Origin of the sequence: Sphingobium psychrophilum (genome assembly GCF_012927105.1) — a bacterium.
GTDB lineage: Bacteria > Pseudomonadota > Alphaproteobacteria > Sphingomonadales > Sphingomonadaceae > Sphingobium > Sphingobium psychrophilum.
On sequence record NZ_JABBFV010000006.1, the window covers coordinates 98,464 to 114,377 of the forward strand.

The 15,914-nt window shown below is 66.0% G+C and carries 15 protein-coding genes; 2 read left to right on the forward strand and 13 right to left on the reverse strand.

What is annotated here, in order from left to right:
- The 5 genes from ssb to HHL08_RS10210 form a co-directional block, all read right to left on the reverse strand.
- Positions 1-576, reverse strand: a complete 576-nt coding sequence (gene ssb / locus HHL08_RS10190) for a single-stranded DNA-binding protein (RefSeq protein WP_169572848.1) — start codon at positions 574-576, stop codon at positions 1-3.
- A gap of 63 nt (positions 577-639) precedes the next feature.
- Positions 640-2,499 carry a ferrous iron transporter B gene (feoB, locus tag HHL08_RS10195; RefSeq protein WP_169572850.1) on the reverse strand — a complete coding sequence of 620 codons (1,860 nt, stop codon included), beginning with the start codon at positions 2,497-2,499 and terminating at the stop codon, positions 640-642.
- Entirely contained in the window at positions 2,496-2,750 is a 255-nt protein-coding gene (locus HHL08_RS10200) for a FeoA family protein (protein ID WP_169572852.1), read from the reverse strand. The genes feoB and HHL08_RS10200 overlap by 4 nt, the downstream gene beginning before the upstream one ends.
- A gap of 93 nt (positions 2,751-2,843) precedes the next feature.
- On the reverse strand, positions 2,844-3,506 hold the full coding sequence (locus tag HHL08_RS10205; RefSeq protein ID WP_169572854.1) for a COQ9 family protein: 663 nt from the start codon (positions 3,504-3,506) through the stop codon (positions 2,844-2,846).
- Between the two features lie 9 nt (positions 3,507-3,515).
- Positions 3,516-4,397 (reverse strand): DMT family transporter, encoded by an 882-nt coding sequence (locus HHL08_RS10210; protein ID WP_169572856.1) that lies wholly within the window; start codon positions 4,395-4,397, stop codon positions 3,516-3,518.
- A gap of 69 nt (positions 4,398-4,466) precedes the next feature.
- Here HHL08_RS10210 and HHL08_RS10215 point away from each other — a divergent pair, with 69 nt between their 5' ends.
- Positions 4,467-5,561, forward strand: coding sequence for an alkene reductase (locus tag HHL08_RS10215; RefSeq protein ID WP_169572858.1), 1,095 nt, complete (start codon positions 4,467-4,469; stop codon positions 5,559-5,561).
- Between the two features lie 45 nt (positions 5,562-5,606).
- On the opposite strand, the gene ribH is transcribed toward HHL08_RS10215, so the two are convergent.
- The 6 genes from ribH to HHL08_RS10245 form a co-directional block, all read right to left on the reverse strand.
- The gene (gene ribH, locus HHL08_RS10220) at positions 5,607-6,029 is read right to left on the reverse strand and encodes a 6,7-dimethyl-8-ribityllumazine synthase (protein ID WP_169572860.1); all 423 of its coding nucleotides are present in this window, start codon (positions 6,027-6,029) and stop codon (positions 5,607-5,609) included.
- Positions 6,030-6,041: 12 nt separating this feature from the next.
- Positions 6,042-7,322, reverse strand: coding sequence for a 3,4-dihydroxy-2-butanone-4-phosphate synthase (ribB, locus tag HHL08_RS10225; protein ID WP_169572862.1), 1,281 nt, complete (start codon positions 7,320-7,322; stop codon positions 6,042-6,044).
- A gap of 71 nt (positions 7,323-7,393) precedes the next feature.
- Positions 7,394-8,008, reverse strand: a complete 615-nt coding sequence (locus HHL08_RS10230) for a riboflavin synthase (protein WP_169572864.1) — start codon at positions 8,006-8,008, stop codon at positions 7,394-7,396.
- 46 nt (positions 8,009-8,054) lie between these two features.
- The gene (ribD, locus tag HHL08_RS10235; protein WP_268932710.1) at positions 8,055-9,077 is read right to left on the reverse strand and encodes a bifunctional diaminohydroxyphosphoribosylaminopyrimidine deaminase/5-amino-6-(5-phosphoribosylamino)uracil reductase RibD; all 1,023 of its coding nucleotides are present in this window, start codon (positions 9,075-9,077) and stop codon (positions 8,055-8,057) included.
- Positions 9,074-9,586: a hypothetical protein gene (locus tag HHL08_RS10240; protein ID WP_169572868.1), complete on the reverse strand. Its 513-nt coding sequence runs from the start codon at positions 9,584-9,586 to the stop codon at positions 9,074-9,076. The genes ribD and HHL08_RS10240 overlap by 4 nt, the downstream gene beginning before the upstream one ends.
- Positions 9,587-9,633: 47 nt before the next feature.
- A complete protein-coding gene (locus HHL08_RS10245; RefSeq protein WP_169572870.1) occupies positions 9,634-10,353 on the reverse strand; it encodes an energy transducer TonB in 720 nt (239 codons plus the stop codon).
- A gap of 228 nt (positions 10,354-10,581) precedes the next feature.
- On the opposite strand from HHL08_RS10245, the gene HHL08_RS10250 reads away from it, so the two are divergent.
- On the forward strand, positions 10,582-11,193 hold the full coding sequence (locus HHL08_RS10250) for an EF-hand domain-containing protein (protein ID WP_169572872.1): 612 nt from the start codon (positions 10,582-10,584) through the stop codon (positions 11,191-11,193).
- Positions 11,194-11,402: 209 nt separating this feature from the next.
- Here the strand turns inward: HHL08_RS10250 and HHL08_RS10255 are convergent, their stop codons facing one another.
- Positions 11,403-12,668, reverse strand: coding sequence for a DUF445 domain-containing protein (locus HHL08_RS10255; RefSeq protein ID WP_169572874.1), 1,266 nt, complete (start codon positions 12,666-12,668; stop codon positions 11,403-11,405).
- Between the two features lie 56 nt (positions 12,669-12,724).
- Positions 12,725-15,889, reverse strand: a complete 3,165-nt coding sequence (locus tag HHL08_RS10260) for an efflux RND transporter permease subunit (RefSeq protein ID WP_169572876.1) — start codon at positions 15,887-15,889, stop codon at positions 12,725-12,727.
- Positions 15,890-15,914 lie beyond the last annotated feature (25 nt).

Here is a 15,914-nt window from a genome sequence, read left to right on the forward strand (position 1 = left end):
TCAGAACGGCACTTCGTCGTCCAGGTCATTGTCGAAATTGGGGCTGCCCGCGCGGCTGGCGCCACCGCCGCCACCTGCGCTGCCCTGCGATCGTCCGCCGCCGAAGCCGCCGCCACTCGAAGCACCGCCCCCGAAATCATCATAACCGCCCGACGATGCGCCCCAGTCGCTCACGCCCTGCTGCGAACGGCCGCCACCGCCGCCACCCTGGCCGCCGCCGCCCGGCGCGCCGTCCAGCATGGTCAGCACCGCGCCCGGTCCCGACAGCGCGACTTCGGTCGTGTAGCGGTCATTGCCCGACTGGTCCTGCCATTTGCGGGTGCGCAACTGGCCCTCGATATAGATTTTGCTGCCCTTGCGCAGGAAACGCTCGGCCACGCCGACCAGGCCTTCGCCGTTGATGACGACATTATGCCATTCGGTGCGCTCTTTTTTCTCGCCGGTCATCCGGTCTTTCCAGCTTTCGGATGTCGCGATGCGCAGATTGCAAATCTTGCCACCATTCTGGAAGCTTTTGACTTCCGGGTCGGCACCCAGATTGCCGACCAGAATGACCTTGTTGACAGACCCTGCCATGATTCCTCCGAAACTCTAAAGCCGCCTCTTATAGTCCTGCCGCTTTCGCCGTCTAGGCGGAAGCTACCCCAAACCCAAAGCGGTTGCGGTCCAGTAGGTGATGCCCGCCGCGACATAGGCCAGCGCAAACAGGTAACCGACCATGAATAGCGGCCATTTCCAGCCGTTCGTCTCGCGCCGGGTGACGGCGATGGTCGATATGCACTGGGGCGCAAAGATGAACCAGGCGAGGAAGGCGAGGGCGGTGGGCAGCGGCCACTGGTCCTTCAGCCGATCGCCGAGACTCCGTTCCAGCAGCGCTTCATCGTCGCCCGCGTCGATCGAATAGACGGTGGCGAGCGCCGACACCGCGACCTCGCGCGCCGCCATTGCCGGGATCAGCGCCAGCGAAATGTCGCGGTTGAAGCCGATCGGCTCCAGCACGACGTTGAGGCCGCTCGCGATCCGCCCGGCGATCGAATGATCGACCTGGCTGGTGGGATCGCCATCAGGCACGCGCGGGAAGCTCAAGAGCAGCCATAGGATCACGGTCGATGTGAAGATGATCGTGCCGGCGCGCTTGAGGAAGATGACCGCGCGCTGCCACAGGCCGAGCAATATGTCCTGCGGGCGGGGCCACTGATATTTCGGCATTTCCATCAGGAAGCCGCCGCTCGCCCCCTTGGTCACGGTCATGCGTAGCAGCATCGCGACCAGCATCGCGCCGACGATGCCGGCCAGATAGAGGCAGAAGAGGACGAAGCCCTGAAGGCCCACGCCCGGCAACACGTCGCGGGCGGGAATGAAGGCACCGATGATGACCGCATAGACCGGCAGCCGCGCCGAACAGGTCATCAGCGGCGCGATCAGGATCGTGGTCAGCCGGTCGCGGGGGTCGGCGATGGTCCGCGTCGCCATGATGCCGGGAATGGCGCAGGCGAAGGAGGACAGAAGCGGGATGAAGGCGCGGCCCGACAGGCCGACCTTCGCCATCAGCCCGTCCATCAGGAAGGCGGCGCGGACCATATAGCCGGTCGCCTCCAGCATCAGGATGAAGAAGAACAGGATGAGGATCTGTGGCAGGAACACCACCACCGATCCGACGCCGTTGATGATGCCATCGACCAGGAAAGAGCGGAATATGCCGTCGGGCAGGGCGGTGCGCACCGCATTGGCGATGGCTTCGGCAAAGCCCTCGATCATCGCGATCGGCGCTTCGGACCAGGCATAGACCGCCTGGAACATGACGAACAGCAGGCCGAGCAGCAGGATGAGGCCAAAGACGGGATGCAGCGCCACCCGGTCGACCGCGGCGGTCAGCCGGCGGGAGGGGGTTTCGCGCACGATTGTCGCGCGCGCGATGCGGCCCGCTTCCTTGCGCACCGCATCGAAATCCTGCGCGGCGCCGGTGGGATAGGCGCGTGGCGCGCCGTTCAGCAGCCCTTCCAGTTCCTGTCGCAGATGATCCAGGCCGCGCTTGCGCACCGCCACGGTCGATATCACCGGCACGCCCAGTTCGCGCGCCAGCACCGCCGCGTCCAGTTCCAGCCCGTCGCGGGTGGCGAGGTCGACCATGTTGAGCGCGACGATCGTCGGCAGGCCGAGCGCCAGCAGTTCTAGGGCAAAGCGCAGATGATTGTCCAGATTGGCGGCATCGACCACGATCACCAGCGCGTCGGGTCGCTTTTCACCGGCCTGCTTGCCCATTACGACGTCGCGGGTGACCTGCTCGTCCGGGCTGCCGGGGTCCAGGCTGTAGGTGCCCGGCAGATCGACTAGTTCGACCGGGCGGCCATCGGACAGGGCCAGCCGCCCCGCCTTGCGCTCCACCGTGACGCCCGGATAATTGCCCAGCTTCTGCCGCGCGCCGGTCAGCGCGTTGAACAGCGCGCTCTTGCCGGCATTGGGATTGCCGACCAGCGCGACCAGCGGCAGCGCGCTCATGCCTCCTGCTCCGGTCCGGTGCGCACCGTCACCGCGGCGGCATGGTTACGGCGCATCGCCACGGTCATGCGGCCGATCTTGCAGGCGATCGGCCCCTTGCCGAAAATTCCGCCATGGTGCAGCGCTTCGACGCTGGCGCCCTCACACAGGCCAAATTCGCGCAACCGCTGTCCTTCGGAGGGCGTGAGAACGGACCAGTCGATCAGGTCGACATAGGCGGGCTGGCGCAGCGGCAGGTCGGTAAGACGCAAAGGAAGGATACTCGCGGGCTATTTCTGCGAGTGACTATCAATACCGATTGGGAAAGGCCAGCGCGAATCGCGTGCCGCCCGGATCACGCCCACTCAGATAGCGGGGTAGCGCAAGCGGCCGATGAAGCGCGACAGGCTCAGCCGCTCACCGCCGCCCACGCCCTTGACCTTCGCTTTGAACTTTTCGAAGCGCATCACATCTTCGATCCGGCGCGCCAGGAAAGCGCGGCTGTCGGCATGACCCTCGCTCTCGTCATCCACGAACACCAGCAGCGTGGCGGTATAGAGAGCGGCCAGCGTCGTGCGCTTGCTGTAATGGGCCAGGTCGGTCGTCGTGTCGCCCGCCGCGCGCCACATGACATCCGCCGCGCGCCAGCCAAGCTTGGCGGCGCGCATGGCGTTGGTCGGCAGCGCGAGGATAGCGATCGCGCGGCGCAGCGCTTCGCGGTCTGGCGCTAGCAACTCCAGGCGCGCCTCGACCAACGCCGTGATTTTTCGGCGGATCGACATCGTTGCCAACTCGTCCGCCGGCAGCGCGTCGACCATGCGCGTATCGATGCTGGCGAACCAGGCGTCGATCATGTCGATCGCGCCATCGGCGAAGGCAAGGGCGGCGATGTCCGCATCCACGCTTTTTTCCGCCGCGGCCATGGCCACGGCCGGCGGTCGCCAGCCGTCGAAAGCGGCATGGCGCGCCAGCGCGGGGGCCAGCAGCGCGCGGATTTCGTCCAGGGTGAGGTCCGATGTTTCGCTCATAGGGCTTATCTAGGCGCGCGAGGGCAGGCGTACAAGCACCAGCGCTGCGGCCACCGCCGCCGTGCCGACCATGTCGATGGGGCTGAGCCATTCGCCGAACAGCAACCAGCCGAGCAGCGCCGCCACCGCCGGTTGCAGCAGCAGGCTGACTCCCAGCACCAGCGGCGAGAACCAGCCGATCGCATAGGTCAGCAGCCCCTGGCCGATCAGTTGGCTCGACAGCGCCAATATGATGAGCGGGGTCCAGTTCCCCGGCATCACCCGTTCGCCCAGCGCCAGCGCGCACAGCAGCAGCGCCGGCGCGCTGACCACGCTCGACACGGCCAGCACCGACCAACTGTCCAGCCGCCCGCGCACCTTCTGCACGATCAGCAGATAAGCGGTGTAGAGGATGCCCGCGACCAGGCAGAGCAGGTCGCCCTTGAGGTTACCGATCGACAGGTCGTAGCTGCCGCCCATCATGACGAGCGCCCCTGCGCCCGCCAGCGCCAGCGCGGCCGCCTGCAATCCGCGGGGCTTCTGGCGCAGCACCAGCATCCCCCAGGCGGGCAGGAACAGCCCGCTCATATTGCCGAATATCGTGGCGTTGGCGACCTTGGTATAGAGGATGCCAACATGCCAGGCGGCCAGGTCGGCCGCGAAGACGAGGCCAGCGAAGACCAGCGCGATCCATTCGCCGCGCGTGGGCGGCGTGCGCCTTATGCCCGGCCGCGCCAGCAGCAGCAGGAAGGGCAGGGCGAGCGCCAGCCGCCAGAAGGCCGCCGCCACCGGTCCGACATCGGACAGGCGCACCAGCACCGGCCCCAGCGGCAGGATCAAATTCGCCAGCACCAGCGCCGGAAAGGCGAGGCGCGGCATATCGATCCGCGCGGCGGGGGTTGAACTCGACATCCCGGCTCCCTAGCTGGCTTTACGCATCAAGTCCCGTTGCAAATTGCAACTATGATTGAGAGAGATTCCATGACGACCCTGTTCGATCCGATCCAGATCGGTGCCATCGACGCGCCAAACCGCATCCTGATGGCCCCGCTGACCCGCGGCCGCGCCACCCGCAACCATGTGCCTACCCCGATCATGGTGGACTATTATCGCCAGCGCGCGTCGGCGGGCCTGATCATCAGCGAAGCGACCGGCATTTCGCGCCAGGGGCTTGGCTGGCCCTATGCGCCGGGCATATGGTCCGACGAGCAGGTTGCCGCATGGCGGCCGGTGACGCAAGCCGTCCATGATGCGGGTGGCCGGATCGTCGTCCAACTCTGGCATATGGGGCGTCAGGTCCATAGCAGCGTGACGGGCGAGCAGCCGGTGTCGTCCAGCGCGACCGCGACGGCGGGCGACGCGCATACTTACGAAGGCAAGGCGCCGTTCGAAACCGCCCGGCCGCTCAGCGTCGACGAAATTCCTGGCCTGATCGACACCTATGTCCGCGCCGCGCATAATGCGATCGCCGCCGGGTTCGACGGGGTGCAGATTCATGCCGCCAACGGCTATCTGATCGACCAGTTCCTGCGCGACAACGCCAATTTCCGCACCGACGAATATGGCGGCAGCGTGGAAAATCGCGTGCGGCTGCTCGCGGAAGTGACGCAGGCGGTAGTGGATGCGATCGGCGCGGACCGCGTGTCGGTGCGCCTGTCCCCCAATGGCGATTCGCAGGGCGTGGACGACAGCGATCCCGCCAGCCTCTTCGCCCATGCCGCCGACGTGCTGGACGCGATCGGCATCGCGTCGCTCGAATTGCGCGAACCGGGACCGGACGGCACGTTCGGCGCGACCGATGTGCCGCGCCAGTCGCCGCTGATCCGCCAGCATTTCAAGGGACCGCTGATCCTGAACAGCGATTATGATGTCGACCGGGCGCAGGCGGATCTGGCCAGCGGCCTGGCCGACGCGATCAGCTTCGGCCGCCCGCTGATGGCCAACCCCGATCTGGTGGAGCGATTCCGCATCGGCGCGCCGCTCAATCCCATTCAGGATATGACAACCTGGTATGCGCTGGGCGAGACAGGCTATACCGATTATCCGACGCTGGCGCAGGAAAAGGCGGACGCCTGAACCCTGCTATGGGCGAATGAAAAGGGCTCCGTAAGGAGCCCTTTTTTACATGCCGAAGCGTTCGCGCAGGGCGAGCATGGCGATGGCGGCCTTAGCCGCCTCGCCGCCCTTGTCCTTTTCGGTCGGCTTGGCGCGAGTCAGCGCCTGCGCTTCATTCTCGACCGTCAGGATGCCGTTGCCGATCGCAATCGCGTCCATGCTCAGCGCCATCAGGCCGCGGGCACTTTCGTTTGACACCACTTCGAAATGATAGGTTTCGCCGCGGATCACCACGCCGATCGCGACGAAGCCGTCATAACGGCCGCTTTCCGCCGCCAGCGCGATCGCGCCGGGGATTTCCAGCGCGCCCGGCACCGTCACCACCTCATATTTATGACCGGCCTCGTCCAGCGCGGCTTTGGCGCCTTCGATCAGCAGGTCGTTCAGATGGTCATAGAAGCGCGCTTCGACGATCAGAAATTTTGCCATGATGCTATGTCCTTACAGCTCGATCGGCCGTTGCCCAACCACGGCCAGGTCATAGCCGTCAAGCGCGATCAGGCTGCGGTGGCTGTTGGTCAGCAGGATCATGTCATGCACCCCCAGGTCCGCCAGAATTTGCGCGCCCGCGCCATAGTTGCGCAATTCGTCCATGTCGCCCGTCACGATGCCGGCATTATATTGCAGCATCCGGGTCAGCATGTCGGGTTCGTCGCCGCGCAGGATGACGATGATGCCAGCGCCTTCGTCGCCGATAATCTCCATACAGCGCGGCAGCAGGCCCGTGCGCGCGCCCAGCTTGCCGAATGTATCGCTCAGTGGCGACATCTGGTGCATGCGCACCAAAGTCGGCTTTTCGGGATCGACATGGCCCTTTTGCAGCACCAGCTGTTCGGTCTGGGTCGCCTTGTTGTAGAAGCTGATCGCCTTCCAGTCGCCGCCCCAGCGGCTGTCGAACGTGGTTTCGGCGCGCCGCTCGATCATATGGTCGTGACGACGGCGATAGGCGATCAGGTCGCGGATCGTGCCGATCTTCATCTTATGCTTCTGGGCGAAGGGGATGAGGTCGTCGAGGCGCGCCATCGTGCCGTCGTCCTTCATCACTTCGCAGATGACGCCCGACGGGTTGAGGCCCGCCAGCCGCGCGACGTCGACCGCCGCTTCGGTATGGCCGGTGCGCACCAGCACGCCGCCATCCTTGGCGATCAGCGGGAAGACATGGCCGGGCGTGACGATGTCGACCTTGCCCTTCGACCCGTCGATCGCGACGGACACGGTGCGGGCGCGGTCGGCGGCGCTGATGCCGGTGGTCACGCCTTCGCGCGCCTCGATCGACACGGTGAAGGCGGTTTCATGCCGGGTGCCGTTGTTACGGCTCATCAGGTCCAGGCCCAGTTCCTCGGTCCGGCTCTTGGTCAGCGCCAAGCAGATGAGGCCGCGGCCGTGGGTGGCCATGAAATTGATCGCGTCAGGGGTCGCCATCTGCGCCGGGATGACCAGGTCGCCCTCATTCTCGCGATCCTCGTCATCGACCAGGATGAACATGCGGCCGTTGCGGGCTTCGTTGATGATCTCTTCGGGGCTGGCCAGCGCGGTGCCGCCTTCACGCTTGAGCAGGTAGGATTCCAGCTTGCCCAGCGTGTCGGCGGTCGGGTTCCAGTCGCCTTCGCCCAGCTTGCGCAGCGAATTGGCATGGAGGCCAGCGGCGCGCGCTAGGCCGGAACGGGACATGCCGCCATCGGTGACGAGGCTGCGGACGGTATCGATAAGGGCAGAGGACATGGAAACGACTCCTTCCCACCAGTGGGATCGCATCGCATATCACACTGCAATGTGATTAATTCAAGATATAATCACATGCTGCGGTTGCGAAGACTCTGCATCCGGTCCAAATAGCGCGCCAGCACGTCAATCTCCAGGTTGAAAGCGCGCCCGTCGGGCAGCGCGTCCAGCGTGGTTGCGGCGGCGGTGTGCGGGATGATGTTCAGCCCGAAATGCACGCTGCCGTCGGCCTGGTCATCGACGCTGTTGACCGTCAGCGAAATGCCGTCGAGCGTGATCGATCCCTTGGCCGCCAGCGCGGCGGCGAGGTCGGCGGGCGCGCCGATCGTCAGCCGGGTCGAATCGCCTTCGCTGACCGCCGACACCAGATGGCCGATGCCATCGACATGGCCGGTCACGATATGCCCGCCCAGTTCGTCGCCGACCTTGAGCGCCCGTTCCAGGTTCAGCCGGCCCCCCTCGGCCCACAGGCCGGGTGCTGTACGCGCGATCGTTTCGGCCGACAGGTCCACCGCGAACCAGTCCGCGCCTTTTTCAACCACCGTCAGGCAGGCGCCCGAACACGCGATCGACGCGCCGATGGCGACGCCGTCCATGGCATAGGCGCAACCGATGACCAGCCGCAGGTCGCCGCGCTGCTCATGGGTGCGGATGGTCCCGATGTCGGTGATGATGCCGGTGAACATGAAACGCAAAGGCCCTTATAAACCACACGGAAACTGGAAACTGGCTCTAAGCGTTGCGAACCGCTTCGTAAACCTCCAGCCGATCGACGCCCAGTTGTCGCATGTCGGTCATCCGCCAGCGGCCATGGGCGTCTGCCAGGTCGAACAGGCCGATGTCGCCGATCCCGGCCAAGCCGGACCCTATGACGATCGGCGCGCGATAGAGCAGCAGCCGGTCGACCAGCCCGGCGCGCAGGAAGGCGGCCGCCGTTTCCGCCCCGCCCTCTACCAGCAGATGATCGACCCGCTCCAGCGTCGCAATCTCCTCTGGCGCGCCGATCCGGGTCCAGCCCGCCGGCGCGTCGCCCCGGCTCAGCAGCACCCGGCGCGGCGATCGATCCGCCAGCCCCGCCAGCCGTACGTCCAGCGACGGGGCGTCGGCCCGCAACGTGCCGCCGCCCACCAGGATGGCGTCATGCCGCGCCCGCTCCATATGGGCATGGGCGCGCGCGTCCGGGCCGGTGATCCAGCGGCTCGATCCATCCGCCAGTGCGATGCGTCCGTCCAGCGAGAGGCCAAGCTTCAACGTCACATGCGGCCGTCCCAGCGTCTGGCGCAGCACGAATCCGGCCATGGCGCGGGCGGCCTCGTCCGCCATCAGGCCCATGTCCACCGTCACGCCCCGATCGCGCAGCCAGGCGGCGCCCTGTCCGTCGGTGCGTGGATCGGGATCGCGCAGCGCGATCACCATGCGGGCGATGCCGGCGCGGGCCATCAGGTCGGCGCAGCGCGGGCCGCGCGGGGACAGATGGAAACAGGGCTCCAGCGTGACATAGGCGGTCGCGCCTGCGGCCCGGTCCATCGCCTGGTCCAGCGCCTGCGCCTCGGCATGGGGGCGGCCGCCCTTCTGGGTCCAGCCGCGCCCAACGACGTGGCCGTCGCGCACGATCAGGCAGCCGACATTGGGATTGGGAGTGGAAAGGCCACGCCCGCGCCCCGACAGGGCGATGGAGGCGGCCATGTAGCGCCGGTCCTGTGCAGACGGCGTTGGCGAGGACGGGGCCTGTGGGGGCGAAGCCGGCTCGCTCAGGGCTGGGCGGCTCCCGCAGGCGGCGCGCCCGGCGTCTTCTTCGTCGCTTCCGCCTTGGCCAGCCGGTCGTCCAGCAGCGCGTCGATTTGCTTCACCGCTTCCTTGCGGCGGGCGGTGTTGCGGGCTTCCTCCTCGCGCCATTCGATGCCGAAGGCGTCGGCGAAGCCCTGCATCTTGGCCTGATTCTTCAGTAGCGCCGCCTCGCGCTTGGCGAAGTCGATCTTCTGTTGCAGGATGATCGCGGCGTCGGACCGGTTCGCGTCCCAACTCTGGACATAGATGATCTTGTTGCGCGTCGGCATCGTATTGGTGTTCGCGTCGACGATGAACGCCCAGATGATGACATAGGTCAGCGCAGCCGAAACGCCCAGCAGCGGCCATTTATGCCGCCGCTGCTGCTTGAAATAGCCCCAGAAATCGCCAAGCGCGCTTTTGGGGGAAACGGGCCGGGGAAAGATCGCCATGCCGCCCTTATAGGACAGGGCGGGCGCAGATGCAAAATGGTCCATGATGGCGTTCCCCGAAATTCCCTTTCTTTCCCCGCGGCGACCTTGCCCTATCGCTCCGTCAGGGTGAAGCGCACCGTCAGAACTTTGGACGAAGCCACCGCCACGCCGTCGCGGGTCGCCGGGCGGAAACGCCATTTGCGCAGGGCGTGGCGCTGGGTCGCGGCCCAGAAGCTTTCGTCGGTGGCGGAGACTTTTTCGATGGCGGTGACGCGGCCTTCGGCGTTGATCGTCACGCGCACCGTCACTGTCCCTTCCAGCCCCTGACGGATCATCGCACCGGGATAATCGGGCTGGAAGGCGGCAAGGGCGCGTGGATCGATCTGGGGTTCGGTCAGCACCGGATCGGCTAGGGGCGGCGGCGGTGGAGCGATATAGGGTTGGATCGGACCTGTGCCGGTTCCGCCACCCCCGGTTGCGGTCAACGGCGGATCGCCTGTAGGTAGGTCGATCAGTGGATCGGTGACGGTCGGCTGCGCTCGCGGCTGCGGCCGGGTCTGCACCTTGGGATCGACCTGCTTCTCGACCACCGGTTCGGGTGGTTTGGGAAGGGGGATATGTCTGGTCTCGATGGGCTTGGAGGGGATGAATACGTCGATCACCTCCTTGGGGATCAGCAGGAAGGCGCCGATCAGCAGCCCATGCACCGCCACCGTGCCGCCCAGGCCCAGCGGCGATTTGCGCCTCGCGCCATAGCGCGCTGGCCCGCTTGGTTCCGTCACCCGATTCGTTGTGCTGTGTCCAATGGCCGATAGGGTCATGAGTCGCATCGTCTGGCTCCTCGTCTGTCGCATCCTCTCGCCGATGTCGGTTCTTCTTGCCCGAACCGTGATCGTCGATGAAATGATACAACATCATTTAATGATATGTTGCAACATCATTTAATGATATGTTGCAACATCATTTTTAGGCGGCGTGCAACATTGCGGCTGCATCGCGACATATGGCGGCAAAGCAAGGGTGCGAAAGCAGGGGCGATCCCGCTTTCAGGAGCCTTCATGCGTTTTCGCAACTGCCTATCTGCTGTCTCACTCGCTGTCGCGCTGCTCGCCTCCGCGCCGCTTCTGGCGCAGCCCGCTGGCCCTGAAGATGGTCCCTGGGCAGCGGATGCCGATGGCGACGGCCGAATCACGCGGGACGAGATGCGCGCCTATATGGAGCGCCGCTTCGGTCTAATGGACCAGGACAGCGACGGGCTGGTGCCGGTGCAGGCGATGCAGCGGATGCTGGGACATGAGCGGCAGGCGCGCCCCTCTGCGGAGGGCGAGGCTGGCAAAGACGGCGGTCCCGGCAAGGGACGAGGTGGTCCTGGCGGTCCCGGTGGCGGTGGTCCCGGTGGAGGCGCTGGTGGCCCCGGTGGCGCAGGCGGTCCGCCGCCCGGCGGTCGTCCGCGCGGCGGCGATCGCGCCGACGCTGCGCCGCCAGCGCCGCCGCCGGGTCGCGCCATGCCCTATCCCGAAGACAGCAATGACGATGGCCAGATCGACCGCGCCGAATTTCTCACCCCCGCGCTCGCCATGTTCGTCGATCAGGACCGCAATGGCGACGGCGTGCTGACCGCCAACGAACTGCCGCTGCCGCCGGGCGGTGAGGGGCGTGTCCCAGACTGAGTTTTCCAGCCAGGAATCGGCCGCCTCTCCTCTCCTCTGCGCGGCCGGTTCCGCCGGGGCGCGTCGTTTGGCCCGACGCGCTCCGGCATCTTTTCGGGCGATGCGCTAACGCGCGTGCCAAGACGGTGCCAGCCCACACCCCCACCCGGCACCCATAGAATACGGCCGTTGGGTGGCCGGGTGGGGGTGTGGGCTGGTGCGGTTCTACTTCAAAAAAATGTATCGACCGTGTGGATCGCGAGGCCCACCAGACCGCCGACCAGCGTGCCGTTGACGCGGATATATTGCAGGTCGCGCCCGACGGCATTTTCCAAGCGACTGGTGACCGTGCCCGCATCCCACCCACGTACCGTGTCGCTGACCAGCCGCACGATTGCGTCGCCATAGCTGGCAGTCGCGCCCACCGCGGCGCGGCGCACGAAGCGGTTGATGACCAGCCGCAACCGCGCCTCCTGCTGCAACGTGCCACCTAGTTGGCGCAGCGCTTCGCCCAGCCGCCCGGCCATCGCCTTGCCCGGATCGCGCACCGCGCGCAGCAGGCCGGCGCGCGCCTGTTCCGACATTCCCTCGATCCAGCGCTGCATCGCCGGATTATCGACGATCTCGTCGCGGATCTTGGCGACCTTGGCCTGCATCTCCAGGTCGAATTGCAGGTCGAAGGCGAGTTTCGCCATGCCTTCCTCCGCCTTCAGGCGCAGGCTGTGGCCCGGATCGGCGGCCATGTCCGCCAGCATCTTGCGCAGGCCCGACAGGATGGCGTTGGCCAGATTTTCGTCCAGCCCGGTCCAGCGCAGCACCTTGCCCGCCCGTTCCTGCACCATCTGGCGGATCAGATGCTCGTTCGCCTCCAGCGTGCGGTCCGCCCAATGGATGATGCCGTCCATCACCGGGGCGTGGCGGCCGTCGCGCATCGCCGCCTCGATCGCTTGCCCCGCCAGCGGGCCGATATTGATCGCGCGCAGCCGCTGGCCGATCGCGCCCTTCACCATGCCGCCCAGCCGTTCCTGGTCCAGCGCCTCCAATATGTCGGCCACCAGCCGCGACGCGCCCTCGCGCAGCCGCCCGTCGCCTTCGGACGGGCTGGCCAGGAAGCGTCCGGCGGCGGCGGCGACGTCCATGCCGCGCATCCGCCGCGCGACCACGGCTGGGGTCAGGAAGTTGTCGCGCAGGAAAAGGGCGAGCGTATCGCCGATCCGGTCCTTGTTGCGCGGAATGATCGCGGTGTGCGGGATGGGCAGGCCCATCGGGTGGCGGAACAGCGCGGTGACCGCGAACCAGTCTGCCAGGCCGCCGACCATCGCCGCCTCGGCGAAGGCCTGGACGAAGCCGATGGCGGGGTGGAGGTGGACGGTGGCACGCGCCGTGACGAACACCACCGCCATCGCCACCAGCATCCCCGTCGCTACCAGCCGCATGCCCCGCGCAGGGTGCGGGGCAAATTCGCCTCTGGGCCGGGGGATGCGAAGCAGCGTCATGGCCGTCCAACGGTTACGCCGCCGTTTCGTTCAGGCAAAGCCTTCTTTTACCGGCCTTACTCGGCGGGGTGCGGATGGACCGGTCGATCCTTGTCGTCGCCGGCCTTATAGGTCAACAGACCCCGGCCCAGTCGCGGCCCGACCCAGCTTTCGATCGCCACCGCCAGGCTGAAGGTCGCCGGCACGATCACCAGCGTCAGCACCGTCGACAGCAGCAGGCCGCCGATCACGGTGATGCCCATCGGCGCGCGCCAGGCACCGTCGCCCGACAGGGCGAGTGCGGTCGGCACCATGCCCGCGACCATCGCGACCGTGGTCATGACAATCGGCTGGGCGCGCTTGTGCCCGGCATCCACGATCGCCTCGAACTTGGGCACGCCCTTCTCCATCTCCTCCAGCGCGAAGTCGATGACGAGGATCGAGTTTTTGGCGACGATGCCCAGCAGCATCAAAAGGCCGATCAACACCGGCATGGAGATGGGCTGTCCCGCGATATGCAGCGCCAAAGCGCCGCCCAGCGGGGCGAGCAGCAGCGATCCCAGATTGACGAAGGGCGGCATGATCCGCTTGTAGAGCAGCACCAGCACCGCCAGCACCAGCAGGATGCCGGATGCGACAGCGATCATGAAATTGGTCAGCATTTCCGCCTGGAACTTGCTGTCGCCGGCATTGATCTTCTGGATGCCCTGGACCTTGCCGTCATTGATCGCCTTCATCAGTGGCAGGGCGTTGATCTTCTGCGTTGCCTGGCTGGTGACGATGCCGGGGGCCAGGTCCGCGCCCACGACGATGCGGCGAATCTGGTTGTAACGGCGGATCTGCGTCGGCCCCGCGCCAAAATGGATGTCGGCGACGACCTTGAGCGGCACCGATCCGCCGCTGACCGTAGGCACCGGCATGTTCTGGATCGTCGCGATATCCTTGCGGCTATCCTCGGCGATCGACACGCGGATCGGAATCTGACGGTCGGACAGCGAGAATTTGGCGCTGTTCTGGTCGATGTCGCCGATTGTTGCGATGCGGATCGACTGGCTGAGCGCGGCGGTGGTCACGCCCAGGCTGGCGGCCAGGTCCAGACGCGGGGTGATGATGATTTCGGGCCGTTGCATATCGCCCTGCACGCGCGGCGCGCGCAATTCGGGGATACGCGCCATTTCCGCGACCAGCTGATTGGCGGTGCGTTCCAGCTTTTCCGGGTCGTCGGAGCCGAACATCATGATGATGTCGCGGCCAAAGCCGCCGCCTGATTGCGACTGGAAATTGACTCGCGCGTCGGCGACGGTCTGGAATTGCGGCGCGATCTTGCGCTCCCAATCGACCGAACTGATCGGGCGGCTCTTCTTGAGCGTCAGGAAGATGTCGGCCATGGTCGGCTCGATATCGGCGAAGGCGGCCTCCACCACGTCCGTATCGGCGGCCAGCATGTCGGCGACCTTGCGGGTGATGGCGGTCGTCTGCGCCAGCGTGCTGCCCGGCACCGTCTCGATCTTCACCTGGCTGAAATCGGTGTTGGTGACCGGCTGGAACGTCATCGGCAGCGTGGCGAAGGCGATGATCGTGGCGACGAACGCCAACGCGCCGATGCCCACCGTCCAGACGCGATGGTCCAAAAACAGGCCGGTAAAGCGCCGCCAGCCGCCCCGTGCGCGATGGGCGATCGCCCGGCGCTCGTCCAGCGACCAGCGCAGCACGCTCATATAGCGGTCCATCATCCAGCCTTCGCCATGGCTTTCCTCGCCATGGGCCTTGAGGAAATAGGCCGCGATCATGGGCGTGATGAGGCGCGCGACGGCCAGGCTCATCAGCACCGACACGACCACGGTCATGCCGAACTGGATGAAGAACTGGCCCGATATGCCAGGCATCAGGGCGACCGGCAGGAACACCGCGACGATCGCCATGGTGGTGGCCAGCACGGCCAGGCCGATTTCGTCCGCGGCGTCGATCGACGCCTGATAGGCGGATTTGCCCATGCGCATATGGCGCACGATATTCTCGATCTCCACGATCGCGTCATCGACCAGCACGCCCGCGACCAGGCTGAGCGCCAGCAGCGAAATGCCGTTCAGGGTGAAGCCCATCATCTCCATGAACCAGAAGGTCGGGATCGCCGACAGCGGGATCGCCAGCGCCGAAATCATCGTCGCGCGCCAGTCGCGCAGGAACAGGAAGACGATCACGACCGCCAGCACCGCCCCCTCAATCATCGCGGCCATGGCCGAATGATATTGTTCCTTGGTGTAACCGACGCTGGTGTAGAGTTCCTTGAACTGGACCTTGGGATTTTCTTTCTTCAGCTTGTCCAACTCCGCCATCGCGTCGTCATAGACGGTGACGTCGGACGATCCTTTGGCCTTTTCCATGCTGAAACTGGTGACTTGCCGCCCGTTCATCAGCGACAGGTTGCGCTGTTCGGCATACATGTCGCGCACGTCGGCGATGTCGGCCAGCTTGACCGTCCGGGCGCCGCTGATCGCGATCTGGGTCGCGCCCAGGTCGCGGGCGTTGCGGGCGTTGCCCAACACGCGGATCGATTGTTCGGCGCCGGCGATTTCCGTACGGCCACCCGCCGCGTTCAGGTTGACCTGGTTCAGCTGTTGATTGACCTGGGCGGCGGTGATGCCGAACGCCTGTAGCTTGGCCGGGTCCAATATGACGCGGATTTCGCGGCTGACGCCGCCGCCGCGGTTGACCGCCGCCATGCCGCTGACCGACAGCAGTCGCTTGGCCACCGTATTGTCGACATACCAGGACAGTTCCTCCAGCGTCATGTCGGTGGCTTCGGCGCTGAAATAGGCGATCGGTCCGCCATCGATGTCGATGCGGGTGACCTGCGGCTCCAATATGCCGTCGGGCAGGTCGCTGCGGATCTGGTCGACGGCGTTCTTGACGTCGTTGACCGCGCGGTCAACCGGGGTGCCGATCTGGAACTGGACGTTGGTGAGCGACCGCCCTTCGGACGCGAAGGAGGTGATCTCGTCGACGCCGCTGATGCCGCGTACCGCCGCTTCGACCCGCTGCGTGACCTGCGTTTCCAGCTCGGTCGGGGCCGCGCCGGGCTGGCTGACGACGACGCTGACCGCCGGGAAGCTGATGTCCGGGTTGTTATTCACGTCCATCCGCATGAAGCTGACGATGCCCGCCAGCATCAATGCGGCGAACAGGACCAGCGGCGTCACCGGGTTGCGGATGGCCCATGCGGACATATTGCGAAAATTCATGACGGGCTTCCCTCACCGGACGCGC